The organism is Paraburkholderia susongensis, from assembly GCF_900177725.1.
In the GTDB taxonomy this organism is placed as follows: Bacteria; Pseudomonadota; Gammaproteobacteria; order Burkholderiales; family Burkholderiaceae; genus Paraburkholderia; species Paraburkholderia susongensis.
Genome location: NZ_FXAT01000020.1, coordinates 77,802 through 101,124, shown reverse-complemented (window position 1 = coordinate 101,124; position 23,323 = coordinate 77,802). Strand labels below are relative to the sequence as shown.

Genomic DNA, 23,323 nt, shown 5'->3' with positions numbered 1-23,323 from the left:
GTTTTTGACGACGCCCGAGGCAGGAAACCAGACGTCGATAGTCTTGCCAGTATGTGCATCACGGTAACGGTGCCCGGTTCGTAGGGTAGCCATCGGAATCCCTTCTTCGTCTATGCGTTGGTCGGACAGGCGACCGTTCGTAAGAGGCCGCTGATAGGGAAATCATAGCTGAACATGCGTAGCATGTTCGCTCGTAACGTTCTTTGAGCGTCTGCTTTGTCGTCTGGCGAAAGTCCTTTGTGGGTCGGCTAGTGCCTCACGCGGGCTGACTCACAGTGCCAGAATTATCCAATCCGCATCGGACGGGGTTCGGCCAAAAGCAGCCCCTCAGACTCCGAACATCGATTGTCGGCAATCTGACAACTGGTTGGCGTAACGTAACGGTACATTGCTAATCTTCGCCCTTCCTCCACCGAAACCGCTCAACGCAGAGATAAGCGATGACCTCAAAAAGCATCCGCCGGGCAACTGCAGAAGATGTAACGGTACTTACAAAAATTCGGAACGATGCGCACGAAAAGAAGGTGGCTCATGGTGATTATGCGTGGGGCAAGGAAGGAGACGGATTTTCCGAAGGATGGGTGCTAAACAGTCTCTCGCGAAAAGATGTGTACGTTGTCGAGCAGGACGGCTTGCCCGTAGGGACGTTCTCTCTGGATTGGAACGATGAAATGTGCTGGGGGCCGCAAGAGCCCATTGCGGGTTATTTGCATGGCTTTTCCGTAAGAAAGGGCTTTAACGGCGGCGGCCTTGGCACCTTTATGATCGATTGGTGCGTTAACCAAGTTAGGACCATGGGCCGACGTTTTGTTCGGCTTGGGTGCGATGCGAGAAATACGAAGCTATGTGCCTACTATGAGTCGCTTGGTTTCGTCCGGGTAGGAATTAAGCCAATGCCCGAGCATGGCGACTATCTCGATTCACTGTACGAAAAATCGACTGACTAACTTCCAATCAGAACGTCGATGTTCGCATGTGGTCACCATACGGTCGCGCCCGCACGATCAACTGCTGAAGTGCGGACCGATGACCGCTTTGGAGATCGTCGACAGACCGCTTCGGGTCGATTTGATGCGTTCGCTGTCGGACCGGGTCGACCATGAAGGGGCACTTGAAGGGGTCGCCGACAATCTAGAGGACCTTCTTCTATAACTCATGTCGGAAGCGTTAAAGATGCAAGCTGCCTGGACTAGTGTCGATGAATACATTGTCGATCGGCTTGTGCATTCCGATGATGCTTTGAAGAATGCACTTTCCGCGAATACCGCTGCCGATCTGCCACCGCATGATGTCGCGCGCAATCAGGGGAAACTGCTGAATATTTTCGCGCGCATGATAAGCGCGCGTCGCGTGCTAGGGAATGTCTGCAAAAGTCCCTGTATTCGTATGCGGGATAAAGTATCCTAGTAAGAACATTGTGAGTCAGGAGAGCCTCGATGACGCAACCTGGTCTTGGTCTGGATCTGTCAACAAAGCGCACGCGCAAGCGGGAATTTCTCGACGAGATGCGACGCGTTGTGCCATGGTCGAGGCTGATTGCGCTGATCGAGCCACACTATCCCGTCGGTAAGACCGGACGACCGCCGTTCCCGATCGCGACGATGTTGCAGATACATTTCATGCAGCAGTGGTTCGGCCTATCAGATCCGGCGATGGAAGAAGCGCTGTATGACGTGCCGATGTATCGTGAGTCCGCGGGGCTTGATGGGGGCATGACGCGCTTGCCGGATGAAAGCACGATTCTCCGGCTCCGTCACCTGCTCGAGGCGCACGGACTGGCAGTACAAATGCTGGCCGTGGTCAGCGAGATCCTGAAAGAGAAAGGCTTGCTGCTCAAGACTGGCCCAGTGATCGACGCCACCTTGATTTCAGCGCCCAGTTCGACGAAGAATTCTTCCGGTACCCGTGACCCCGAAATGCACCAGACGAAAAAGGGTAATCAATGGTACTTCGATATGAAGGCGCATATTGGCCTGGACACGCAGTCAGGCTTGGTGCACACGGTAATTGGCACGGCGGCCAACGTTCAAGACCTCACTGCAGCTCACGCGTTGTTGCACGGTGCGGAAACGGATGTGTACGCCGACGCTGGATATCAGGGCGTTGAAAAGCGTAGCGAGGACGACACGGTTCGCTGGCATGTCGCGATGCGACCGGGCAGGCACAGAAAACTGGACCTGAGTGATCGACTCGACGCGATCTACAACCAGATCGAGCGTCTGAAAGCGGGAATCCGGGCCAAGGTCGAGCATCCATTCCGGGTCATCAAGCAGCAGTTTGGCTATACGAAAACGCGCTACAGGGGGCTGATGAAAAACACCGCGCAGCTCACGACACTGTTTGCCCTGTGCAACCTGTGGATGGTACACAGGACTTTGTGCAAAGCCTGAAACAGCTGGAGATTGAGCTCACGCGTTGCCGCAAGTGCCGGTCGTGGCGGTGCAAGAGCCGAGCCGACAACGTCCCGGCGGGTTCCGAAAACTGACACGACTAGTTACACAAGGCCTGCGCGAAAAAGAATGAGTTCTGCAGACCTTCCCTAGCTCTCCCTGCAGGAAGGCAAGAACGCTATCCAGTTTGAATTTATCATCCTCAACTATAAGACACTTGATCTGATCAGTGTTCGAGCGCATAGCTGAACCTCACGACAACGTCTCGGTCGATAACGTCTAAAAAGACAATATCAAATTCCTTTCGCGTGTGCGCCAGTTGCATTAGCTTCAGAATTCCACTTCGCCGTTCGTATAGGTTCGCATCTTCATGGTTAGCGCTTTTTCGTTGCCTAATGGTACTCGCAACGTCCTCGACGCAGTCTTTTGGATGAATAGAGTTAGCGATCTCCACCTCCAGTCGCTTCTCACTTTTGTCGCTGGAGATATGCGCTTGAGCACTCTGGCTACTTTGCGGGCGTTGGGGCGTCGTATGAAAGCGAGAATTCCGGCGCTGCTTCGTATGCCTGTCCAAAGCGCCGCTATCGCCCTGACGATCCTCGGTCAGCCCTACAGCAAGGCTACCGTTGCCGGAGAAAAGCGCTGTCCACTCTGGTCCGAGATGGCGTGGGTCAAGGATCAGTTTTTCGAACCCTGCGAGGCGGTCATGCAGTTGCATCCTCCGCGCGAGCAGTACGTCAACAACCACCCTTATTGCCTGCATATGTGGCGCCCCCATCGCGAGGCGATTCCGTTGCCACCCGTCACAATGGTTGGTATCGCGGGAATGACGCCGCAGCAGCTCGCGCAGATGAACCCGGAGGATATCGAGAGGCTGCGCGCGGTCGCCGTCGCCGGGTGGAAGTGGTCGGGATCATGAACGCAAAGCACCGCGAGCAACGCGTTCGCCAGGCCGAGGAGGCGCGCGACGTAGCGCTCCAGAATCTCTCGCGCGCCCGCAAAGCGCTCGACCAGATTGCAGCAATAGCCGAAGCGCCTTTGCAGCATGATTCACTCCGGTCAATCGCGCGGCTCGCGGAGGCTGCGCTCGTCGGCACAGTACGCGCCGATCCCGATTACGTCTCGGGCGAACAGCACGAGCAGGAGGGACCATGAGCATTATTTTGCGCAACCGGATAACGGGCGAACTGTTCCGCCGCCCGACGCTTGGTGACCAGGTCCGCGCCGAAGCCTGGTACGGTCGGCGTCCTTGCAAGGGCGATGACCTTCGGACCGTATTCGACGCCGTCTTTGGCGTGCGGTAATTACTCGTAGGAGGCCGTTCCATTCACGTTGACGTTTCCTGCGACTCGCGCGCGAGATGCTGTATCTGCGCCCAGGCCGCAACGAATCGGTGATACGGCTCGCGGGCTGTGAGCTGGTCATGGATCGACAGCCCGCCCGCGATGGCAGTGCGCTCGGCACCGGTAACCGTCCATGCTTCGCCCGCGTCGACGCGAGAAGTAATCGCGTCGAGCGCGGATTCAGCCGCCGCGAGGTGCTCCGCGTTCACGTCTTCGCGACCGGCGAGAAATCGCGCATGCCAGATCGCCTGCAGAAGCGTGGCGGCCTGATCGAAGCTGCCATCTCCCGCCGCCAGTACTGATAGCGAGAGATGATATTCGAGCGAGAGCGCGCGGGCCTTCTGCACTGGCAGCGGCAGTAGCATCTCGCGCGAGAGCCGTCTTTGTTTCATTTGCGCCATCGTTAGAACCGCACTGATGCCTTGCTTATGATGCACACTTTTGGGCTACCTTCTTTGCGACCGGCTGGTCCAATCCGATCCGGTCCATGCGCCGCACAGCGACGCAGCAACGCCTCGTCCAGCCATCGAGGCAAATGTCGTAGTGGTGACCTGCCTGCGGCATAAAGTAGGATTGCGGGCGGCGAACAGGATCGATGACGATCTACCTCAAGATCTGCAAAGCGGTGTTCCGCCAACAATCGAGCGCGTGGCACCATCTCTCTCTTCAATTTGATCTGTACAAGGGGGCCCGGCGATGCGGGACGGTGCCAGCAGGATGCCGCACAGAAAAACCAGCATATGGCCTTCTGGAAAATCGAGCAAAAGCGAATTGGCTAGGCAAGCAATCCCAAAAGCCACCGCATAGCCAGCCGAGAATGCTCCTTCGAGGTTGCGCAAATTGCAACTTTGTCTCCATATTTGCCACATAAGCATAAGAAAAGCCACGAGTCCAACTATGCCCAATTGGTCAGTGATCATAAAATATTCATTGTGTGGATTCGACGATTCCATACCTCGTGCCCCCTGCTGTCCCGACGCCTGCTCGCGAAACAACGCGCCAACACTTCCCACACCGGCTCCCAGTATAGGGCGTTGCGAAATCAGAGAAAGTGAGCGCCGGTAGAATTCGAAACGTAATCCTACTGACGTAGGTTCATCGCGCTTTTCGTAGTCCTGAATTTCACTACCGACTTCTGCTAGACGCGACATTTTGTTATGTGCGACATATGTAACCGCTAGGCCGCCGACGACCGCCGCGACACCGAGTACCAAAATCGCCTTCCCGAATCGAAGACCCTGCCCTCGCAGGAACGCCTGCCAGCTCCACAATATCAACAAAGGAGGCAACACTACCTGGCCCGTCCTCCCTTCTTGCATGACTAAAATTGACGCGAGTGCCAAGACAGTTATCGCCGCGCTTGATACCCGGACGCCCAAACTAACGTTCAACTTTTCCCCGCAGTGCCGGCCCCACGCCAAAGTAAGAGCCATATACGCAAGCAGCGCAGTAAAAAGTCCTTGCGTTATGTGGTGCTTGAACACCCAGCTTGCTCTAATTGGATCGGGCGCGTACAACGGGCCGATATGCGTTAGGCCAAGCCAATTGGTACAAGACAATATCAATACAAACGTGAGCGAAATATAGAGCGCGCCGATAGCCAATCGACGCCATGCTGGCTCATTGAAAAGAATGAGCAAAAACGGGAAGTACATGAGTTTTCGGTACTTAGCCAATATCGATATCGATTCGCCGATCGGGGCAACGTCCCACAGCAGGCTTATGCACAGAAGAAGGAATAATACTGAAGCGGCGACGGCAACACGGTTATGCCGTATTGCACCGACCGATACCCAAAACTGCCGGCAGGTTAGCATGATCAGCACCATTGTCGGCGCCAGAAGATTCACAGCCGCAGTCGAAATCGGTATGGCAAATAGTGTGCAGACTGCGCACCAGCGTGCGAGTGCCCACCGAGTTGGCGTAAAAGGTGGAAAAAATTTTGTCATTGCTTAACAGGCTCCGGTGAAAGTGATTTGATGGTGGCTCCGTGAGCCATGCCTTGCATCGGAAAAAGCAGATGGGACCGTACAACGGGAATCCCATACATGCTGACAGGAAGCACCCTATGCAGATGGCTAACACTGTTCATGGCGCTTTTCTTCCTCACGCAACAACTTCCTCGCCAGAAAACCCAGCCACCTCGGCAACAACTGGATAATCAGCTTTTCGAGCCGTGATAGCTCTGTCCACATCTGATACTTCGTCGATGTGCCATATGGACGGTTCACAGTCAATGCCAGTACATATGTTCCGTCCGGATCTTCATATAAAGTGTATTGGCCGTCGACTTTTCTAAGCACTGCGAACCCAATCGGACAATCATTTCTGTGTTCTGGCAACTCCTCAATATCGCCGGAAGAATGCGCATCCTGCGCACTGTCTACGTCGATCGTCATAGTCTATCCTTCATACTTTCATGTCCTCCCGTCTACCGCTCTCTTCCAGATAGAAGTAGCAAATTTCTCCCACGCCAATGAATACGGCTTGCATAGCTTTTTTAACCCGATTGGCCACGCGCGAATAGGCATTCAAGGCAAGCTGGCGCGTGAAACTGGGGTACGGAAGATTAGCGGTCTCGTTCAAAACTGCGCCGTAGCCTGAAAGCCCAACGTCACGCTTGGCGCGGGAAATCCGGACGGCGCATAGATCGGTGTACCAGCGAAGACGTCGTAGCTCAACGTACCGAGACGCGACGGCACCGATCCCTTCAGGCCGATGGCCGCGCCCGCGAGTTGCGTGCCTGCGAGATTCGCAGCAGACGGACCCCACAGGTGGCCGTAGTCGAGGCCCGCATAGAGAACCTATCCTGTCTGCCCGAGGGGATACTGGAGCTCATTGCGCCAGTACAAGCCTTTTTCCGCAGCGAGCATCGTCTGACCGCTAAAGCCGCGCACCGTATAGCGGCTGCCAATCGTCAGGTCGTCGATATAGTTCAGCTCGTCGTTGGTGAACGGGCCGGTCACGTTGATTGAGCCACCAGCGCCGCTCGATGGATACGTAAACTCACTGGGAACCTGTCCCGGCGAAACACTGTTGTAGTTCGCAAGGATATAGCTCTGCAATGCGGCATTGGATGGCGCCGTGATCTGCGTCAGGATCGATTGACCGTTTGCCGTGGTTCCGGCAGAGATCCACTGCGCGCCGGAGTCGGTCGGCGTCTGACCTACCAAGGTAGCTGGTGCCCCCGATACAGTTGTTCCGTTGTTGCTCATGTCCATCTGACGCAATTGGTTCTCAATCTGTGCCACGGTATATTGCCCACCGCTTGCATCGACCAACTGCTGCGCCAAGGTTTTTTCCTTGGGGTCCAGTTGACGATTATAGAGATCTACGCTCGTTCCAGTTGATGCGCCTGCAGTACCACCAACCAGTGCGCCGCCCATACCCGCCGCCACGTTTGCAGCAAGATTGCCCAAAAGATCCGATCCGGTTTCCGCGGCCACGCTCTTCGAAAGGCTGTCCAGTTGGTTCGCCAGCTTCGAAGTAAGACCCGCGCCTGCTGCCCCGCCGACTGCGCTGAACACGCTACCGCCACTCAGCCCACCAATCAACGCACCGCCAACAATATGCGCGAGTACACGATCCGTCCCACCCTCATCCCAGACGCTTGCATCCGACACGCCCACCGTTCTCGAATCCGGTTTTCTCCCGACGCATCAATCACCTGCAAACCGTTTTTTCCCGACACACCTTTGAGCCGGCAGATTTTCTGGCCTTAAGACGCAAGTCTGCCAGCAACGCGTCCTGCCTTTGTTAAGAAGTGTCACGCCTGCACGCATCATCGTCCCGCCGGGTTTGACGGCGGCCGAAGGCCGACGGCAAACCCGGCGGAGCACGGCCGTCGTGTCCCACTGCTCCAGAATCGCGCAAGCCTTTCCTTCTGCGCATCGCTCGCGCGTTCCAGTCGTGCCGGGTGCGTCGCCGTGTGTATTTCCTCCAACGCACGTATCGCCACATGCGTATAGATCTGCGTCGTCTTCAGGTCCGCATGCCCAAGCATCGCCTGCACGAACCGCACGTCCGCTCCGTTCTCCAGCATGAGCGTGGCTATCGTGTGCCGGAACAGGTGACACGATCCGCTCTTCTCCAGCCCCGACTATTTGATGTACCCGTTCACCAGCCACGCCAGCGTGTTGATATCCACCGCTTCGCCGTGGATCGTCAGATACAGCGTCCGGTCATCGTCGCCCATCATGAGTTGTGGACCGTTACGTTCTAACGCGCCGTTTCAACGCTGCGGGCTTCGCTATGCAGACCAACGTTCCCCCCATCCAGTTCACGGATCAGGGACCGGTCGCGCCCGCTGAATCCGCAATTCTCGCGGGCGTACAGGCCGATTTCGATGCGGCGTTCGGCGGCGGAGTCATCCGGGGCTATCGACCCCGCAAGGGCAGCTCTCGCAGTCCCTGACCGCCATTATTGGCGACAAGAACAGCGATATCCTCGAAGTCGCGAACCAGGTCGACCCGGACGTAGCCACCGGACGATGGCAGGACGCTATCGGGCGGATCTATTTCCTGAACCGGATCGCCGCCTCGGGTACGGTCGTGACTGCTGCCTGCATCGGTCTCGTCGGTGCCCGCATCCCTGCGGGCTCCGTCGCGCAGAACGTGACGGCTATCTGTACTCGTCGACGGTCGCGGCAACGATCCCATCCGGCGGCCAGATCGACGTTCCGTTCCAGTGTCAGACGCTCGGGCCGATTGCATGCCCGATTGGTGCGCTCTCGCGCATCTTTACCGCCTCCCAGGGCTGGGACCGCGTAACCAATGAGACGGCGGGCACACCGGGGCAACTTGCCGAGAGTCGCGCCGCATTCGAGGCGAGGCGGCGCCTCTCGGTCGCGATCAATTCGGTGAATGGCGTGCAGTCGGTCTATCGCGCGGTTCTCAACGTGGCGAATGTCCTCGACGCGTTCGTCCTCGACAACCCGACCGGCGCGGTGGTGCAATACGGTGCGACGAACTATCCGCTCGCCGCGCACTCGCTGTTCGTCTCGGCGCTGGGCGGTGCCCCCGCCGAGATCGCGCAGGCCATCTGGAGCAAGAAAGCCCCGGGCTGTGACTACAACGGCGATACGACTTACATCGCCTACGACACAAGCTACGCCCCGCCGCAGCCGCAGTACGTCGTCAGGTGGGTCACGCCCGCGCCCGTACAGTGTTTCTTCACCGTAACGATCCAGGCGAACAACCAGCTCTCTGCCGACATTACGCAACTGATCCAGCAGGCAATCGTCTCGGCCTTCAATGGCGAAGACGGAGGTATTGCGGCACGTATCGGTTCCATCACCTATGCAGGACGCTATTACGCTGGCGTCGCCGCGACGGACTCGAACATCAATATTTTCTCGATTGCGCTCGGCTCCGATCCAATGGACGTCACGCAAACCTCGCTCGCGTTCGGAATCGACCAGTATCCAACGCTCGCCCCGTCGAACGTCGCTGTACTCCAGGTGACGCCGTCATGAAAGACTGGACCGACACACTCCTCGCGCAGTATGCGAACTCCGCAACCATTACGGCGCTGCTCGACTGCCTGAACCAGGGGCTCGACCCGGGTGTCGATCTCGACAGCTTTTACGACACGATCTGGGATTTCGCGACCGCGATCGGCCACGGCCTCGACGTATGGGAAAAGATCGTTAATGTAAAGCGCGGCGTGGCGGCGGCGCTGCCGCCCGCCGAGTTCGGTTTCGCCGAGGCCTACGACCCGGCCAACCCGACCGAGGGCGTTCAGCCCTTCAATTGCGGCGTATTTAACGACGGCTCGCCACCCGTCGTACGCAACGTTGAACTCGACGACGGGACCTACAGAACCCTCGTCATGACGAGGGCGATGGCGAATATCACGGACTGTTAGTGCGTCTCGCTCAATAGGCTGCTTGCCTATCTCTTTGCCGGTCGCGGGCGCTGCTACGTGCTCGATACTGGCTCGATGACGATGCTTTATGTGTTCGAGTTTGATCTGTCGATCTTGGAGGAAGCGTTCCTGACGCAGTCGGGGCGTATTGCCACGACCGACCGGCGTACTGTGCAACCTTGTCATCGCCTCCGACGACGTATTCGGATTCTCGAATCCAGCCGAGGATTTTCAGCCCTTCAATCAGGGGGTGTTCTCTACAGGGGTACTCAATGCAAGCTGACCAGACCCCGACCCTGGTGCCGTTGCCGTTCGCAACGAACGGACTCAGGAGCAATGTTCCCGAGAGGTCGCAGATTGGCGTCACGCCTGGCGCGGCCTCGTTCAACGATGGCTTTCCGCCAGTGACGATGCAGCCCAAGACGCACGGAGGCGTCCCCCCTAACGGCAGGGATGTCAATGGCATCCTCTATGTGCTGTCGCAGACCGTCCGCTGGGTCCAGGCTGGCGGGCAGTTCGTCTATAGCGCCCCTTTCGCGACCGACCCAAACGTCGGCGGCTATCCGCAAGGAGCGGTGCTCCTGCGCGCCGACTATGGTGGCTTCTGGCTCAGCGAGGCGGACAACAATACGACAAACCCGGACGCAACCGACGGCAGCGCGCGCAACTGGGTTTCCCTCAATACGGACTGGAACGCGCGAGTGGCCCGGGGCAGATTCTCCACCGCCCCGTGCTGGCTGCGGTGGCTACAAGCGGCAGCTATAGCGACCTGACGGATACGCCTGTTATTCCGCCTGTCCTCGGCTTCACGCCTGTGCAGCAGGGCGGCGGCGTCAACCAAGGCAATAACAAGGTCTATATCGGCTGGCGTCCGTCAGGCACTGGACTCGGCGTGACCGTTGACCAGACCGACGAAGGAAACGTAGTTTTCGAGGCCGAACTACAGGGCAACGTCGCGAATCTGCAGAACAACATCAACGAAGTCTCCAACGCCGTTGCAGCGCTGGAGGGACAGGTGGGCTCCGCCTGGACGCCGGGCAATCTCCAGCCGCTCAGCGTGAACGGCATCGGCTACGTGACGTTCATCGTGAGAAACGGCGACAGCAGCCAGTCCGCATCAGAAGGGACCGTCATAGCGTTACAGGGGCGGCCCGGCTCCTGGCTCAGTGGCGGCAACGCCGCATCAGGGGGCGATTACTGGTGTATCTGGACGAGGATCGCATGACCGGTTACCTCGACTACACCGACGTGCGAAACCCCGTATGGGCCGATGCCGGACACAGCAGCATTGCCTGCGAAGTGAAGTTCGACCTGTTTGCGGACTACGTCCCGTTCATCGCCATGCTGTCCGATCCGCATCCCCATGGCGCGGAAATCTTCTCGGCGTGCGCGTCCGGTCAGTATGGCGAGCTAGGCGACTATGTGCCGCCGCCGCTCCCGTCGAACGCTGTCACGTTGTAGGGCCTACGAAATGCAGTCGAACCAGACTCCGGACCTCATGCCAGTGCCATTCGCGCTGAACGGCCAGCGCAATGTCATCCCGCAGGCGTCGCAGACCGGCATCACGAAGGGTGCCGCCTCGCTTAACGACGGCTTCCCGCCGCTGACGATGACGAGCCCGCTACAGGGGGGATTCCGCCGTTCGGTCAGGATATGAACCGCGTGCTGTTCCTCTTTGCGCAAACGATCCGCTGGGTGCAGGCGGGCGGCTCGTTTCTCTACGACGCGACGTTCGCCAATGATCCGAACGTCGGCGGCTATCCACAGGGGGCGGTACTGCTCAACGCAACGCTCTCGGGCTTCTGGATCAATACCGTCGAGAACAATATTACGAGCCCCGACGCAACGGATGGCAGCGCGCACGGCTGGCTCCCGATGAATCCCGACTGGAACGCGACGGGCGGCCCGGGCCAGATCCTGAACCGGCCAGACCTCGCGACGGTTGCGACGAGCGGCCAGTACGAGGATTTGCAGGGGTTGCCCGATCTCGCAGTCGTAGCAACGAGCGGGCAATACGGCGACCTGCTCGGCACGCCCAATCTCGCGGTCGTTGCGACCACCGGTAACTACGACGACCTGATCAATACGCCGACGATTCCGCCTGAATTCACGTTGCCGCCCGCAACGACGACGACGCTCGGCGGCGTTATCGTGGGGTCTGGCCTCGCGGTAGCCGCCAACGGCACACTGAGTGCGACGGCGCAGGTTAAAACCGTCAATACCAACGCGCCCGATGCGAACGGGAATGTTTCGGCCATCATTCAGGACGCGAAAGCCATCGTTCCCGGTACGAGCGCCTCGCTGATCCAGTTCCAGGGGGGCACCGGCAATCCGCTGATGCGCGTGCTTCAATGCCAGGGCGTCGGCACCCATACGGACTGGAACGGGCAGATGCTTGAAATTGATACCGTTCCCGCGACGACCACCAGCCTCGGGGCGGTCATGGCGGGCGCAGGTCTCGCCGTCGCGGCAAACGGTACGCTCTCGACAGAGGGCACGGTCATCGTCAACCTGACGGGCGCGGCGAACGTCGCGCTCGACCTTACGCCCATCGTACAGGGCACACCCGAGATCCTCGTTAACCTGCCGGTCGCCGCGGGTGCGAACACCACCGTCTCGATGACGAATCCACCGGCCTCGGGCACGCTCGCCCAGTTCGTGCTGGTCGTCCACAACAGCACCAGCTCCGCAATCACCTGGCCGTCGTCCGTCCACTGGCCGCAGGGCATCGTGCCAGCGCTCTCCGGCATCGCGGGCAAGCTCGACACATTCGTGATTTATACCCAGGACGGCGGCGCGACATATAACGGCTTTGTCGCGGGGCAGGGTCAATGAGCTGGCTTGCCGGAAGACTGCCCATGGCGGCTTCACCCAGCTACAACGGGCCGCTCGATTCGCTTTCGATATGGCCAGCGGGCGCTTGGAGCCTTCGACGATTGACGGGAATGTATTCCGGTCCTTGCTGCCTTGTCATGAGGAGCTCGGACAGTACCAGCACTCCGATTGGCTTTACCGCAGGCGGCGATCTCAACGCGACGGCGCTGCTCGCCTTTGTGGGGGCGGGAGACGGACGGATCGTTACATGGTACGACCAGACCGGATACGGTCAGAACATGACCCAATCGGTCGCTGCCCGCCAACCACTGATTGTGACGGCAGGAAGTCTCAACGCCATCTCCGATCATTCGACACTGCCCGGCATCCTTTCCACAGGGACGAGTTCCTCGTGGCAGTACATCGTCGCATCGGGGAACCACCTCAATGTGAGTCAGCCCTGCACCCGCGTATCGGTCAACGGCTTTCCCGCGGGGACGAAGTCGACGAATTCCCCCTTTCTCGAAGGGACGTCCAATGCAACCGTCATGTCTCTCCTGGGAGCCAATAACTACTACAGGATGTATGACTACAACACCGGTCTGACGTCTGCGAACGCGGTGAGACAGGGCGATGCCAATATCGTGAACGAAAATTACAACACGACGTCCAGCAGCATCATCGTGAATGGGACGGTGACGACCGGCTCCGTGGGCATCTAGGGCGATGGAATAAACCAGGTCACTGTCGGGACCTTTTCGGGCTACGTTGGAGCGGGGATTGTGGTCGGTGAAGTGCTGCAATTCAACACCCTGCTGGGCGCCTCCGACCAGAACTTCCTGTACGCCGATCAACAGAAATATTGGAGGACGCCGTGACCGGCGACCCGGTACGGACCGGGGACGGCCCGTTCGCCATCGCCTCAATTTGGCAGCTGTACCCGAATGTCAGTTTTGCTGGCTGCGTGCCGTCCGCGAGACGGCTCGCGGATAACCATGTATATCCCGTATCGCGACAAACGGACGATATTGCCTGAACACCGGTGACGTCTATCTCGCGCAAAATGGCTAGAGCCGTATGGAGCAAATCGTGCGAATTCCCGCAATCATGATTGCCTGCGCGACGCTCGGCGCGTGTACGTTCGTCTACATCGAAGGCGATCACAATTCCGTGCCGAGTTCGGTGGTCATAGTGGCACGCTTGTATTGCCGCGTGACGCGCCAGCGGGAACAATTCCCGCGTCACAGGCGGTCCAGTCACTGAAGGGAGGAGGGAATGAACCTGAGCGCGACCATCGAGGCACGAAACCGGCGGCGCGTGATCGTCGACCGCGACAACATAACTGACTTGACGATTGAAGCGGACGATACGCAGAGCTATGCCACACCGCCCGAGTGCGTAATCGAGTTGGTAATCGAGTTTCGCGAGCGTGGCGGGCAACCCAGCACGTTCCCGCCGGTGTAAAGCGCATGTATTATTGAGCACGATAAAATTAATGATCCGCCGAATATCGTGAAATTTTCCCACCGCCATGGCTTCGACCCAAACCGGTCCAAAGATCCAATCGTAGAGGACGCACCTGACTGGTTGCGTCAAGAATATATATTGCGCATATTGGACAATCTTACGTTTGTGGACGGAGATAGTCGTTACAAGAATGAGGCACGGCGACCGTTGGGGATAAAGGAACTTCACCAACGGGTATGCCTCGATACAAGGCGCACCATGAATTCCGACGATTGGGACTCCTGGAACTGCTTCGACGGTCTCAAGGAGACTCTAACGGGATGTGAGTGGTATCAATTCTACGACTGCCTGGAGACAGTTGGCGAGATGTTGCGCGAGATCGAACCAGCGTACAAGGCCGATAACGACGTCAGCGAACTCCTTGGTGGCCCGTCCTCCTATGAGCAATTTGGCTTTGCGCACTACTGCAGTGCAGTGAACCAACTGTTCGCGAAGCACAATATCGGCTGGCGACTGAATGCGAAAGGTGAACTGGAAACTGCGCTTCCAAAAGACCTCGCGGCGCGCATTGCTGACGCCGAAGCCAGGTTGATTGACGAATTCCAGCCAGCCCGCATCCACTACAACAAGGCGCGCGCATATATCCTGGGTACAGCAAAGGACCCGGAAAATTCGATCAAGGAGTCGATCAGCGCGGTCGAAAGCGTTTGTAGGGTCCTATACCCCAAAGCATCAACGCTTGGCAAGGCTCTGGCGCACATGAAGAACGAGGGAGTATTTCCCTCAAAACTGCTGACCGTACTTGAGCGATTCTATGAGTACAGCAACGACGAACCCGGAATCCGGCACGGCGGCCGGTATACCCCAAGCGTTCAGGTACTGGATGCCGAATTTGCATTGCACATCTGCACTGCGTTCATTCGGTATGTGATTGAGACAAAAAAAGTCACCCCGGACAAACTAGTTTAACGTGGTATTTCCTCGCCTGTTCGCTACATAGGCAGAGACGACAAGCGAGTCGAGGGCGGGCTTTTCGGCCCCGGATTGCATTAGAGCGAGCGCCCCGCCGCGCCAAGATGAATGCCTCGTGGCCCAACCGGCGGGGCTTTGAGGGCAATTCCAGCCTCGGTCAAAAGGAGCTATATAGCGATACAGCTTGCAAGCCAGTAGTTGAATATGGCTGAGCGCGTGACGTTACCAGAGGCCTCCAGCTCGGCGAGCTCCTCGTGTCTATGATTGGTAACTTTGCTCTGCATCACGATTGCACCAATGTCCGGGCTTCCTATCCAATCGCCAAGCGCCTCGTGTAACGCTGGAGGCAGCAGTTCGATAACATCGCGGGATGCGTCGTAGAAGTGATCAACCAAGATTCGATAGCTGAGAACCATCGAGTACTCAAGCCAGACGCCACATTGCTTGAAAGAGAGATATTCGCTCTCACGATCGTCCGTCCTGTAGTTCTTTATCAGGCCCGATACCACGCTGTCCCTCCCAAGCATGTCACAAGCTTGCCGGATCGCAGAATATGTCGATAGCTCGCACAGGTGCGAGTTGAACTTAACCAAAATCGTCGCGTCAACCAACGAGCATCTAGTTATTTCGCTCAGAAATGCGAAAAGATCATCCCGATCTTTGGCGAACGGTTGGAAAGTAATACGAGCGATGGCGCGACTGTATCGATTGATGATTCCACGGTCGGCGACGTTGAGCGTGGACCTCTTCACAGTCAGATAGTTCTGCTCAGTTGCGTACGCGTGGATAAGCGAAGTCACAGCGAGGCTGTTACTCTCGAGACCCGCACTCCAGACTAACCGCTCGATTTCGTCGTCTTCCCCGTCGAGGCTTTCCCGTACCAGAACAATGCGACGCAGAATCGCGTGGCTCCACCCAAAATTGGAGATGTGTTCAATGAACAACTTGGGCGCAATGTCGAAACCAATTCTGGAAAATGTCTCGTCTATGTGGCGCAGCGAGAGTATTTGCTGGGCCAAATGATCATTGTTGGCCTTGACGGTCTCGTTGAGGGAGTCCAACAGCAAGTCCATATTCTTCGGGCCAGAGCCGTGCAATGCGTCTTTGAATGGAGGACTTTTCGGGAAGGGCGTGGAACGCGCGGCGGCTTTTACGGGTTTTGGGCTGGCGAGAACGTTTTCTAGCGCCAATATCTGCCGCTTTCCCGGTCCGGCGCGCAGCCTGTTCAACTCGGCCCGACGCGAGTATGTCTCTCAGTTGGTTCCTTGACTTGATGTCAAGTTGCTTTAGTTCGTTATGTCGGCTCATTATCGGACTGCTTCCCCGGACATTTTTTAAAAAACCTCTTGTAAACGATAAAGCTCGCACGCTATACGATACAGTGTCCGGTAGTAGTCGCATGAGCGGATCTACGTCGTCCGACGGAACACTCCTAGCTTGCGTCGCCCGAAACTTGGACAGGCGGAAACCAACGAAACTGTGCAATTGCTTCATTGTTGCACGTCCCTTCCGAACGAGCCGCCGTCTGCATGGTCAACTCGACTGCTCCGCGCCGTTTGGCTAGCCTGTACTCCGAACGCGTATTTGATCACGCTGACGCAGTCGCTGCCGGACCTGTATGTAAATATTCGCTTCCGGATTCGTCAAATCACGAAACGTCACTGCTAGCGAATATTGTTCGGCGAAATCTGGACGCGGATTCCAACGTTCATCTTTCCTCGTGACAACAATGAACAACCTCCGAGCCCCAGATTGCTTATAAGTCCAAGTGGCACACTGGAGCGTGCCCTTAGACCGACTGGTTGCGTTGATGTTAGCGAAGCCCGATTCAGCCAACTTACGCGCGACGGCCACGCGGTTCGTATTAAACCAGCCAGTAACCTGCTCGAGACTCTCAGCTTCCACGACGTTGAAGCTGAGTTGAACCGCACGGTAGCCGATCCGCGTTGTCTTGACGATAGGACTGTAGGCTAACGCTACAGATATTTCACGGGGTCGCTTCCGGCCTCCCCAGAAATCGTCAGGCAGAGCAAGTTCATAAAAGTGATGATGGTCCGACGCAATGGCGTCCTCGCCTACCAGAGTCACAGCTTCGTCAGCCGATTCAAAGAGATACTTAGATTCGACTCGCCCATAGCCAGTCAGCGCATGTTTCAGACCCTCATCTGACAAAAGGGTATCCGTCTCACCGGGTATCCGCGCGTGAGCGCCAAGTAATGCCCTCAACGTGTTCGACGACGCGGCGGGCGCGTATCTAAGGATTGTCGCCGCGAGGTGCGCGACTTGAGGTGCGGCAAAGCTCGTGCCGGGCGCGTCATCAAACAGTCGCCCATCAACGAAATCCCGTGAAGTTGAAACGACCCCCAAGCGCTGAAACTCAAATCGGCGCCGGAGATGGTGCAGGGCAGCGTTCCCACCCTCCGCGACAAAATCTGGCTTGATGGCACCGGCGATAGACGGGCCGCTCCGGGTGAATGGACTCGGCTGATTGCGTCTGGCCACCGGCGTAGTTTCGATCTGCTCCGGAAATCGCTGTGCCTGATGATCCAGCTCAAATTGCGCAAGTCCACCTACCGTCACCGAATTGATGGAGGGAGCAGGATCGAGAAGTCTAAATTCATCGGCACGCAGGTAGCCAGGATAGGATTGCAACGCATCAGCAGGCAGATCCCCTTGCGCGAGATTACCGGTGGGCACGACGAACAGGACGTCGAATTCGCGCGACAGGCGATCTAGCGTGTACGCCAATCCACGCACATGCCTGCCGTCGTAGACCTTGTTCGCGTCTCCGTATGCTAGGCAGAAAACCTTGCACCCATACTGTTCGCGAAAATAGCCAACAGCCTCTTCGACCGCCTTTTCGACGAATTGCGTCTGATCTTGCCCACTGTTGCTAAACACCTTCCCGGCAAAAAGTCGCAGGTGGGGGGTAAACTGGTCAGGAAGCAGGTCAAAGATCCGGCCATACAGGGCGAGACCGGCCACTCGGGTACCATGCCCGTCATGGTCGGTTGTATCTTGGCCGCGATCCACGAAATTCTCTGTATCGCCTACTGCGGGTGCCAGCAACGGGTGACCGGCAGCAATTCCCGTATCCAGAACACAGATGCCAGGAGCATCATCAGGAATTGCCGCTATCCGAGGTAGTTCGTTGATGTCCAGTCGCAGCGCATTCAAGTCAAATCCGAAACTAGGAGGAAGATCAACGAGGCGAACGTCCCGATAGCTCAAGAGGACGTGCAAGTTGGCCGCAGACACGCGGACCTTGAACATGACAAGGCTTTCCCGATTGAGCGAATCCAGTTGCTCAATCGCTTCCCTGCGAAGCATATCCTCGAATGCAGCGATCATGCGCGAACGTTCATCCCCGCGATCAATCGGCCAGAGCTCAACATCGACGATAGATGAAATCTCGCTTGGCAGACCAAGCTGGGTTAGAGCAGCCCCGGTGCGGTCCGCGGACGTCCACGAATCGAATCCATTGACCGCAAGTAGTAGATTTGCGTGAGTGACCTGGCCGTCGCGCGCCAACACGGTAAGTCTCTGATCGACAAGTGCCAGTGCAGCATCCGAACTGAACAGCAAAGCGACCGATTTCTCCTCCTGACTCACAACCGTCAGACCAGGAATGGCCTCCAATGCTTCCGGACGGAAGCCGTCTACAACATTGGCTCTCAACAGCCTGCGCTCGTCGAAGCCCGGATCCCGGGGCGTTTCGACTAGCTCAGTCAGACTTCGCCTGAGTTGAGTGCCGTGTTGCCTTGCGTCAGGAGGTTTTGGGAAACCGGGAAAGCGTCTCTTCTTTCTAAGATTGATCGGTTCGTCGCGCACCACGCGCAAATGCTTGTATGCCATAAGCCCCCCCGCAGATCTCTCATCTATAGGTATCTGCGTAAGGATGCTTAAAAAAACTACTTTGCGCAACGCCTTGAAGTGGTCAATTGCCTATTCTCGTGAGATAGCGCCGACTCAATATGAGACTGCTCCAGAAACTCGCGCCCTTGCAAAATCATCTCCTTGATGGCTCTTCGCAAGACACGCTCTATATCTGCATGCGACATGCCTTTAAAACGTGAAGCTATCGAAGCATCCGAGGGTTCGAAATTGCGACGAACTCCGCGCAATTTGCTTTGCAAGAGCTTTATTATTTGCGATGCATTGGGAATCTCAAACTTCACAGTCTCGTCAAAGCGTCGCCAAATTGCGGAGTCAAGCAATCCTTCATGGTTCGTCGCAGCGACCAGAACGCTCCTTCCACGATATTCATCGATCATCTGCAACACGGCGTTGACCACGCGTCGAAGTTCCCCGTGATCGCCGTCGCCGTTCCTCTCCTTTGCGAGCGCGTCGAACTCGTCGAAAAGAGCGACGACCGGCTGGGCGGAGATAAAGTCGAACACCTTTCGAAGGTTGGCCGCTGTCTCCCCCAGGTACGACGAGATCACCGAATCGAGCCTAACAATTGCCAACGGCAGCCCAAGCTCCATCGCGATGACTTCCGCTGTCAACGTTTTGCCACAGCCCGGTGGACCAAAAAACAACAGCTTCCGCGCAGGCTCAAGACCGTAGGTGGTTAAGGCTGATTCCCGGTTGTGTTCAAGCAGCACGCGCTCGATCGCCGATCGGACTTCACCATTCACGACAAGGTCGGTCAGTTCGCGTGTCGGTTGCCGCATGTCGATCAGATCGACACCGCGCTCCTTATCGGATGGCACTGCTTTCGCGAGGTTGAGAACTGACAGAGAGGACGCAGTCGCTGGCCGCCCGTACAGAAGTTTCTCAAGGTCGTTCGCCAGCAGATGATGCTGCTTGTCCCGTTCTTCAGCGATCACCGCTTCCGAGGCTCGCTTGAATGCTTCTTGGTCACCTTCTACCCCGGCTCGCACAAGTTGTCGCAACAGTTTCCCATTCGCCATGATCAATGCCCCTCAGCGCCTTGCCGCGGTCGAAGGAATATGTGTATACATACAGTATAGAGCAAATTGCACCTTGTTACCGAATTCCGACTTATCGAGCCAGCTAGTTAAGAAACCGCCGGAATCCTTTTCAATTGCCCAAGCTCGAGGGCAAGGCTCACTCGTTGGTTGTTTTACGCAGGATGTTCGTCTGACTCGCGGCCACGGATCCAGTCGCACCTTCGAAGACTTGCAGGCAACTCGCAGCGAAGGTCAGCTCACTGATCATGGTCGTTTTGTAGGGACACTCGAACAGCGCGTAAGGCAACACTCTTCCAGCGAACCGCAAATTGACCCGGAAAATCCGAAGGCGGGTGGAATCAGTGGCATTGGAATGTACATGCCAACTCTCACGTTACCACTGCATTCTGCGCTGGACTATCGATGATCTGCCAGAATCAGCAGGTCGTGAAACTTCGTGGCCTATGCACCGAGGAAATGTCTATCTACTTCCCTGAAAGCTTAAAGACTCGCTTGTGTCGAGTGTACGCATCCGCCAACGCTACCAGCACCCACCACAGCGAAGTGATGAATGGCCGCTCAGCAGCCTACAGTGGCCACCTCAACGCTGATCAGTGACCGGCGGCAATGGCCGAGAACTTGTCGGTGACCAGTCGGTTGAAATGGCGGCTGCACTTTGTTAATTGCCATTCAGCAGGCGCCAATCTGAAGGTTAGCAACGGGTCGGTACCGGTCCCCGGCCGAGTCGCCAGTTCAGTGTTCGTGAACGCCGACGTCGGTGATCACGTTGCCGATCCGATTGATCACATTCACCGAAATCCGCAATAGGACGAACTCGCCACCACGCGGCCTGCGCCCGTATTCCGTACGCCGCCATGCGTGCCATCAGCACACGGCAGTCGCCGGAGTGACAGACGTCGGTCGATCCAGCATGTCGAGTCCATCACACCACATCGCCGCCCACGTAAATCGTCCACCAGCAGCCCCGTGCCCACGCCGTGCCATCACGGGAGCGAATGTCGATGTGCATCGAATGCCGCAACGGGCCGTCGACCCGACAGATCCGTATGCACCAGCCATGAAACTGTGCAGCGTACGCACCATGCCGGGACGCGGCGACACCCTCCTGCACCAGCGCCCGCAACATCCTGAGCTCCTCCGCGTCCGGCCACACCGGGCACGCCACATTCATGAGCTCCACGTCATCCTCCCACAGGGTAGCCGCGCACGGAGCGTGTTGAACCGCCGTGCGCGCAATGGCGAGGTGAGCTACCGGGTTGAGCCACCTGATGCGCGGCGCGACCGTCGGCCGGTAGACTGGTCGGGCGAACCGGCGCTCTCCCCGGTTGCGTCGCCCTGTGGCGGCTCGGGCTCCGGACGGTGAGCGCTCTCGGGAGGATCCTCGTCTGGGCTGTCCGAAACCGGGGCGCCATCCTGGACCTGATCGCCAGCGTCCCTGGGCTGACGCGGCCGGTACACCACCTGATCGATGCGCACAAGATTCAGCGAGATGGATTCCGCGTCGATGTGAGCACCGGCGTCGGCCTCGTTCTCGCGGGTGATCCAGGGACTGACGTAAAGATCGCCCCGCACGACGATGCTTGCACCGGTCCGGATGTGCTGCAGCACGCGCTCGGTGAGACGCTCGTTCCAGATCGTCACGTCGACAGGAAAGGTCCGCCCGTCACGCTGTTCCAGTGTGCCGTCCTCGAGGCGTCGGTAGCTGGCCGACATGACGCGCAGCTCGACGATGCGCCGCTCGCCGCTGGCGGTGTTGACCTGTTTCATCGTCGGCGACGCCAGCACGTTGCCAACCAGTTCTGCGTAGATGCCCATTGCGGACTCCGTTCATCATGGGTTGCCCCAGTGAATCGAACGCGCTGTCCACTACCTGCTGTTGTCAACGGCTGATCTACGTCAGCCTGATGGTCCTGCGGTTATCGCGGCGGCACATGCCGCTGCGCAGGTCAGGCCTCGTCCATCCGACGAACCTTGACCGTGCCGTGCTCCAGATACATCGCGAGCTGGCTGGCTGCATAACGGAACACCGATTCGAGCGCATTGAGTTCCTTCCCGCGCGAATGACACTGCTGCAGGTAAGCACGTAGCGGCGCCGGTAGGCGGCTGAAACCGGACTCCACTCGCGAGTACGGCACCGCATGCGACTCGCCGCGCAGGAACCAGTCGAGACGGTGGCGTGTCGCACCGCTCGCCAATGGCACGCGCACGCAGCGCAGCAACGCATCGAGTCCCGCTGTCGCACTCTCCTGCGCCAGCGCCTGCATCTCGGCCACGGTTTCGTCGAGCCAGTGTTCGTACGAGCGCAATAGCACCCGGAAGCCGGTTCGTCCCGCCACGCGCGATACGTGCAATGGGGACAATGCGGGCAGTTCGCCCAGCGGTTCCCCCTTACCCTTAAAGGCCTTTGAACGTCGATCCAGATGGAAAGACCGGGTTGTCATTGCCGCAGTCCTCCTATCATTGCACCAGGGTGTCTGCCGCAGCTTTCGCGTCGGCATCGTCCCCGGACAGGGGTACGCTGTCGAGCAGGCGCAGTTCCGCCTCCGACAGGCGGCTCACGCGCCGGCGGCTGTGGCGCGGTTCACGCTCGCCGGTGAAGATATCCCGCGGGACCACACCAAGCAGTGCCCGCGCCGCCTCAACCCGCTGGCCTGCGGCAGCATCCGCATTGGGCAGGAAATCGACGCGCGAAAGCGGCAACAGCTCGGGGCGGGTGAGCACCCGCTGGCAGTGCACCGCGAAATGGAACACGGACAGGCACCGATGCTTCGCGGACCCGATCCGCCGCACGCCTTCACTGGAAGCCATCAGGTCGCGCAGCACGGCCGATCGCACAAGCCGCACGAGCCAGTCGATCTCAACCAGCAGCATCACGATCATGTAGCCGTAGGGCGAGGCAAATCCCAACGACATCTGGGCGGGTTCACGCGACTGCAGCACGGCGAAATCCAGCCCCTTCTCACGCGCAGCGTCCAGCAGTTGCCGCGCGTGCTGCTGCTCCAGTTCGTTGGCACGGCGGATACCGGCGATGCGCCCGGCGATCTCAATGAGCTTCCAGTCGGCATAGGGGTTGTCGTTGCCCGAGAGCGACCAGAGTACGCGCAACGCCGCGGCTACACGACGCCCACCGGCCATGGCATGGCCGGACTCACCCGGGGCAACGGCCCGCCCCAGGAACAGGCGCATCGCATCACGTGTATGCAGGCGCATGCGGTCACCGCCGTCGCTCGTGAGCTGGCCGATCCGGTTGATCTCGCGGGCCTCGTGCGGCCTGACGAGCGGATCGCCGCCCTGACGCAGCGCGTGCTCCTGTTTCCGGTGATCCAGCGATTCCTCGCGTTCGAGAAAGAGCTGGTACCGGCCGAAGAGCGGATCAGCGGGGTCGGGATCTCCTGAAGCAATCAGATCGGCAAGCACGGCGCGCTCTGATTCCAGGTCGTAGCCATCGACAAAGGGTGACGACGGAGAACGGGCGAAAGCATCAACGGACGGGTCGACGCCGGCTGGCTGCGTGTCCATAGAGAGACTCCTCATG

The 23,323-nt window shown here is 58.1% G+C and carries 25 protein-coding genes and 2 pseudogenes; 16 read left to right on the top strand and 11 right to left on the bottom strand.

Annotated elements, in window-relative coordinates:
• Positions 1 to 440 precede the first annotated feature (440 nt).
• The 6 genes from B9Z01_RS33455 (at position 441) to B9Z01_RS35800 (ending at position 3,694) form a co-directional block, all read left to right on the top strand.
• Positions 441 to 947: a GNAT family N-acetyltransferase gene (locus B9Z01_RS33455; protein WP_085489794.1), complete on the top strand. Its 507-nt coding sequence runs from the start codon at positions 441 to 443 to the stop codon at positions 945 to 947.
• Between the two features lie 226 nt (positions 948 to 1,173).
• Entirely contained in the window at positions 1,174 to 1,407 is a 234-nt protein-coding gene (locus B9Z01_RS35345; RefSeq protein WP_143809152.1) for a hypothetical protein, read from the top strand.
• 29 nt (positions 1,408 to 1,436) lie between these two features.
• Positions 1,437 to 2,390 carry an IS5 family transposase gene (locus B9Z01_RS33450; RefSeq protein WP_085489793.1) on the top strand — a complete coding sequence of 318 codons (954 nt, stop codon included), beginning with the start codon at positions 1,437 to 1,439 and terminating at the stop codon, positions 2,388 to 2,390.
• A gap of 532 nt (positions 2,391 to 2,922) precedes the next feature.
• Positions 2,923 to 3,309: a DUF7694 domain-containing protein gene (locus B9Z01_RS33445; RefSeq protein WP_143809151.1), complete on the top strand. Its 387-nt coding sequence runs from the start codon at positions 2,923 to 2,925 to the stop codon at positions 3,307 to 3,309.
• Complete coding sequence (locus B9Z01_RS33440) at positions 3,306 to 3,545, top strand: hypothetical protein (protein WP_085489791.1); 240 nt, start codon at positions 3,306 to 3,308, stop codon at positions 3,543 to 3,545. Before B9Z01_RS33445 ends, B9Z01_RS33440 begins: the two co-directional genes overlap by 4 nt.
• A complete protein-coding gene (locus tag B9Z01_RS35800; protein ID WP_167387612.1) occupies positions 3,542 to 3,694 on the top strand; it encodes a hypothetical protein in 153 nt (50 codons plus the stop codon). The genes B9Z01_RS33440 and B9Z01_RS35800 overlap by 4 nt, the downstream gene beginning before the upstream one ends.
• Positions 3,695 to 3,717: 23 nt before the next feature.
• On the opposite strand, the gene B9Z01_RS33435 is transcribed toward B9Z01_RS35800, so the two are convergent.
• From B9Z01_RS33435 to B9Z01_RS36755, 5 genes and pseudogenes are all read right to left on the bottom strand, one after another.
• The gene (locus tag B9Z01_RS33435) at positions 3,718 to 4,125 is read right to left on the bottom strand and encodes a hypothetical protein (RefSeq protein ID WP_143809150.1); all 408 of its coding nucleotides are present in this window, start codon (positions 4,123 to 4,125) and stop codon (positions 3,718 to 3,720) included.
• Between the two features lie 216 nt (positions 4,126 to 4,341).
• Positions 4,342 to 5,562, bottom strand: a complete 1,221-nt coding sequence (locus B9Z01_RS33430; RefSeq protein WP_244196235.1) for an O-antigen ligase family protein — start codon at positions 5,560 to 5,562, stop codon at positions 4,342 to 4,344.
• A 249-nt stretch (positions 5,563 to 5,811) separates the two neighbouring features.
• The gene (locus tag B9Z01_RS33425) at positions 5,812 to 6,132 is read right to left on the bottom strand and encodes a hypothetical protein (protein ID WP_085489788.1); all 321 of its coding nucleotides are present in this window, start codon (positions 6,130 to 6,132) and stop codon (positions 5,812 to 5,814) included.
• A 183-nt stretch (positions 6,133 to 6,315) separates the two neighbouring features.
• A pseudogene (locus B9Z01_RS33420) lies at positions 6,316 to 6,693 on the bottom strand (ShlB/FhaC/HecB family hemolysin secretion/activation protein); the annotation flags it as partial.
• An 821-nt stretch (positions 6,694 to 7,514) separates the two neighbouring features.
• On the bottom strand, positions 7,515 to 7,826 hold the full coding sequence (locus B9Z01_RS36755; protein WP_143809157.1) for a tyrosine-type recombinase/integrase: 312 nt from the start codon (positions 7,824 to 7,826) through the stop codon (positions 7,515 to 7,517).
• A gap of 396 nt (positions 7,827 to 8,222) precedes the next feature.
• Here B9Z01_RS36755 and B9Z01_RS33410 point away from each other — a divergent pair, with 396 nt between their 5' ends.
• From B9Z01_RS33410 to B9Z01_RS33360, 10 genes and pseudogenes are all read left to right on the top strand, one after another.
• On the top strand, positions 8,223 to 9,206 hold the full coding sequence (locus tag B9Z01_RS33410; protein ID WP_244196234.1) for a baseplate J/gp47 family protein: 984 nt from the start codon (positions 8,223 to 8,225) through the stop codon (positions 9,204 to 9,206).
• Positions 9,203 to 9,727 (top strand): annotated as a pseudogene (locus tag B9Z01_RS33405) (baseplate wedge 1 family protein); the annotation flags it as partial. The gene B9Z01_RS33410 and the pseudogene B9Z01_RS33405, both read left to right, overlap by 4 nt.
• Before the next feature lie 143 nt (positions 9,728 to 9,870).
• Entirely contained in the window at positions 9,871 to 10,371 is a 501-nt protein-coding gene (locus B9Z01_RS36580; RefSeq protein ID WP_085489786.1) for a hypothetical protein, read from the top strand.
• On the top strand, positions 10,341 to 10,823 hold the full coding sequence (locus B9Z01_RS33395) for a hypothetical protein (RefSeq protein ID WP_143809149.1): 483 nt from the start codon (positions 10,341 to 10,343) through the stop codon (positions 10,821 to 10,823). Before B9Z01_RS36580 ends, B9Z01_RS33395 begins: the two co-directional genes overlap by 31 nt.
• Entirely contained in the window at positions 10,820 to 11,059 is a 240-nt protein-coding gene (locus tag B9Z01_RS33390; protein ID WP_085489784.1) for a hypothetical protein, read from the top strand. The genes B9Z01_RS33395 and B9Z01_RS33390 overlap by 4 nt, the downstream gene beginning before the upstream one ends.
• A gap of 10 nt (positions 11,060 to 11,069) precedes the next feature.
• Positions 11,070 to 11,255, top strand: a complete 186-nt coding sequence (locus B9Z01_RS33385; protein WP_085489783.1) for a hypothetical protein — start codon at positions 11,070 to 11,072, stop codon at positions 11,253 to 11,255.
• 5 nt (positions 11,256 to 11,260) lie between these two features.
• Positions 11,261 to 12,433 carry a hypothetical protein gene (locus B9Z01_RS33380; protein ID WP_143809148.1) on the top strand — a complete coding sequence of 391 codons (1,173 nt, stop codon included), beginning with the start codon at positions 11,261 to 11,263 and terminating at the stop codon, positions 12,431 to 12,433.
• A gap of 23 nt (positions 12,434 to 12,456) precedes the next feature.
• Positions 12,457 to 13,134 (top strand): arabinofuranosidase catalytic domain-containing protein, encoded by a 678-nt coding sequence (locus B9Z01_RS33375; protein WP_208626373.1) that lies wholly within the window; start codon positions 12,457 to 12,459, stop codon positions 13,132 to 13,134.
• Positions 13,135 to 13,687: 553 nt separating this feature from the next.
• Positions 13,688 to 13,876, top strand: a complete 189-nt coding sequence (locus B9Z01_RS33365) for a hypothetical protein (RefSeq protein WP_085489779.1) — start codon at positions 13,688 to 13,690, stop codon at positions 13,874 to 13,876.
• Positions 13,877 to 13,924: 48 nt separating this feature from the next.
• A complete protein-coding gene (locus B9Z01_RS33360) occupies positions 13,925 to 14,848 on the top strand; it encodes an AbiJ-NTD4 domain-containing protein (protein ID WP_167387611.1) in 924 nt (307 codons plus the stop codon).
• A gap of 170 nt (positions 14,849 to 15,018) precedes the next feature.
• Here the strand turns inward: B9Z01_RS33360 and B9Z01_RS33355 are convergent, their stop codons facing one another.
• From B9Z01_RS33355 to B9Z01_RS33325, 6 genes are all read right to left on the bottom strand, one after another.
• Complete coding sequence (locus B9Z01_RS33355) at positions 15,019 to 16,080, bottom strand: hypothetical protein (RefSeq protein ID WP_143809146.1); 1,062 nt, start codon at positions 16,078 to 16,080, stop codon at positions 15,019 to 15,021.
• Between the two features lie 331 nt (positions 16,081 to 16,411).
• A complete protein-coding gene (locus tag B9Z01_RS33350) occupies positions 16,412 to 18,706 on the bottom strand; it encodes a S8 family peptidase (RefSeq protein WP_085489776.1) in 2,295 nt (764 codons plus the stop codon).
• 56 nt (positions 18,707 to 18,762) lie between these two features.
• Complete coding sequence (locus B9Z01_RS33345; protein WP_085489801.1) at positions 18,763 to 19,767, bottom strand: AAA family ATPase; 1,005 nt, start codon at positions 19,765 to 19,767, stop codon at positions 18,763 to 18,765.
• Positions 19,768 to 21,036: 1,269 nt separating this feature from the next.
• Positions 21,037 to 21,603, bottom strand: coding sequence for a single-stranded DNA-binding protein (locus tag B9Z01_RS33335; protein ID WP_085489774.1), 567 nt, complete (start codon positions 21,601 to 21,603; stop codon positions 21,037 to 21,039).
• Between the two features lie 131 nt (positions 21,604 to 21,734).
• Entirely contained in the window at positions 21,735 to 22,124 is a 390-nt protein-coding gene (locus B9Z01_RS33330) for a hypothetical protein (RefSeq protein ID WP_244196233.1), read from the bottom strand.
• 121 nt (positions 22,125 to 22,245) lie between these two features.
• Positions 22,246 to 23,307 carry a PFL_4669 family integrating conjugative element protein gene (locus B9Z01_RS33325; protein WP_085489772.1) on the bottom strand — a complete coding sequence of 354 codons (1,062 nt, stop codon included), beginning with the start codon at positions 23,305 to 23,307 and terminating at the stop codon, positions 22,246 to 22,248.
• Positions 23,308 to 23,323: the final 16 nt, after the last annotated feature.